The sequence below is a fragment of the Halorubrum sp. SP9 genome, assembly GCF_005435015.1.
In the GTDB taxonomy this organism is placed as follows: Archaea; Halobacteriota; Halobacteria; order Halobacteriales; family Haloferacaceae; genus Halorubrum; species Halorubrum sodomense.
The window spans coordinates 1-2,475 of sequence record NZ_SGXU01000072.1; the positions used below are offsets into that span (position 1 = coordinate 1).

General features: G+C 73.2%; 2 protein-coding genes. Both read left to right on the forward strand.

What is annotated here, in order from left to right:
- Positions 1–199: 199 nt before the first annotated feature.
- On the forward strand, positions 200–895 hold the full coding sequence (locus EXE45_RS16295; protein ID WP_137694941.1) for a hypothetical protein: 696 nt from the start codon (positions 200–202) through the stop codon (positions 893–895).
- 290 nt (positions 896–1,185) lie between these two features.
- Positions 1,186–2,475 (forward strand): alpha-isopropylmalate synthase regulatory domain-containing protein (locus EXE45_RS16300; RefSeq protein ID WP_137694942.1); only part of this gene is annotated, 1,290 nt, incomplete at its 3' end.

The window sequence follows — 2,475 nt, forward strand, 5'->3', positions numbered from 1 at the left end:
GCACCTCACGCCTCCCCAGCCTCGTCGGCCGGCCTCCGCTTCGCTCCGGCCGCCCGACTCCCTCGCGCGTGCGACTCGCGGCCGCAGGCCGCTCGTCGGCACGCAGTGAGGCGCGACGCGCCTCTTGCAGCCGGCGGCAGAGCCGCCGGCGACGCCACCGCAGTTCTATTTATAAGTGAAGCCGCGGCCAACCCCTCGCGTGACCCTCGTCCCGTTCAGCGACCTGGCCCGCGCGGCGTACTGCCCCCGGCAGCTCTACTACGTCCGGCGCGACGACGAGCGAAGCGTCCCACCGAAGGCGCGCGAGCGGATCGACCTCGCCTTCCGGTACGACGAGCTGGTCGACGCGCCGGACCGAGCGTTGCGGCAGCTGCCCCTCCACCGGTCGCCGGCCGCCTACCGCCGAAACCTCGACCGGCTCCGCGAGCGCGACGAGTACGGCGCCCTCGTCGACCCCGCGAGCGAGCGCGGGTTCCTCTCGGGCAAGGACTGTCACGGGACCGTTCACAAGGTGCTGGAACCGGACGGGGGGACCGAGGATCCGGCCGGTACCGAGCCGTCTCCCCCGCCCGTGCCGACGCTCGTCTCGTCGGGCGAGCCGCCGGAGGACGGCGTGTGGGAGCCGCAGGCGGTCCGCGCGGTCGGAATCGCGAAGGCGCTGGCGTGGGAGCGCGAGCGGGAGATCGAGCGCGCGCTCGTCGAGTACCCGGCGGTCGGAGTCGTCCGAGAGGTCCGGCTCACGCTCCGGAAGAAGGCGGCGTATCGCAAGGCGCTCCGCGCGGCGCGCTCGATCGACGGCCCGCCGTCGCGCGTCGACGACGGCCGGTGTGACGCCTGCGACTACGCCGCCGAGTGCGGCACCCGGCGGCGGTCGCTCCGGTCGCTGCTGGGGTGAGGCGGAAATTCCCGTCTTCGGGCCGTCGAAGGCGCGTCGAGGGATCGTCGCCGGATCGGCGGTCTCGGCGACGATCAGTTGGCCATACCTGACGCGACCCGACTGTTTATCCGTGTGTGCGTCGTTCGCACGGGTACGAATGACGCGAGACGAACGCGTTCGTTCGGAGGATAGAGGAAGTCGCCTCGCGGCGGCTGGCCGCGAAATTCTCCGGCGATAACGACGACGGGGCACGACCGCCCCGCGGCGGCACCGGCCCCGAGACCACCGACGAGCCGACGGACCCCCTTTTGACCCGAACACGACTCACAGACCTCGACGAGGTACAGCTGTTAGACACCACGCTGCGCGACGGCGAACAGATGCCCGGCGTCTCCCTGACGCCCGGCGAGAAGGTCGACGTCGCCCGCGAACTCGACGCCGCCGGCGTCCACCTGATCGAGGCCGGCTCGGCGTGTACCTCCGAGGGCGAGCGCGAGGCGATCCGCCGCGTCGCCGACGAGGGACTGGACGCGACCGTGACGAGCTTCGCCCGCGGGGTTAAGCGGGACGTGGACCACGCGCTCGACTGCGGCGTCGACGGCGTGAACCTCGTCGTCCCCGCCTCCGACAAGCACGTCGAGACGAAGGTCGGATCGACCCGCGACGAGGTCGTCGAGACGACGGTCGAACTGGTCGAGTACGCGAAAGAGCACGGCCTGTGGGTCGAGGTGCTCGGCGAGGACGGCTCGCGGGCCGACCTCGACTACCTCGAACGCCTGCTCGGCGCCGGCCTCGACGCCGGCGCGGACCGGATCTGCTACTGCGACACCGTCGGCGCGGCCGACCCCGAGCGCACCGCCGCCGTCGTCTCGCGGCTCGCCGCCCTCGGCCCGACGAGCCTCCACACCCACGACGACCTCGGGTTCGGGCTGGCGAACGTCCACGCGGGACTGAAGGCGGGCGCCGACACCGTCCACGGCACCGTCCTCGGCGTCGGCGAGCGCGCGGGCAACGTCGCGCTCGAGGAGGTGGCGATCGCGCTCGGCGAGTCGTACGGCGTCGACACCGTGGAGCTGGATCGGCTCTACCGGCTCTGTCGGACCGTCTCGGAGGCGACCGGCGTCGCGCTCCCCCCGAACAAGGCGGTCTGCGGCGCCAACGCCTTCGCCCACGAGTCGGGGATCCACACCGACGGCACGCTGAAGGACGGGACGATGTACGAGCCGTACCCGCCCGAGACCGTCGGCCGCGAGCGCCGGCTCGTCCTCGGCAAGCACGCGGGACGCGCCGGCGTGAAGGCCGCGCTCGCGGAACACGACGTGGCGGTCGACGACGACGAGCTGCGCGAGGTCGTCGCCCGCGTCAAGGAGCTGGGCGAGCGCGGCAAGCGCGTCACCGACGCCGACCTGCTCGCGGTCGCGGACGACGTGCGGGGCCGCGAGCGCGAGCGCCACGTCGAGCTCGTCGACCTCTCGGCGACCTCCGGGGGCAACCTCCCGACCGCCTCCGTCCGACTGCGCGTCGGCGACGAGGAGCGCGTCGCCGCCGGCACCGGCGCCGGCCCGGTCGACGCGGGACTGGTCGTCGGAGCGTCCCGG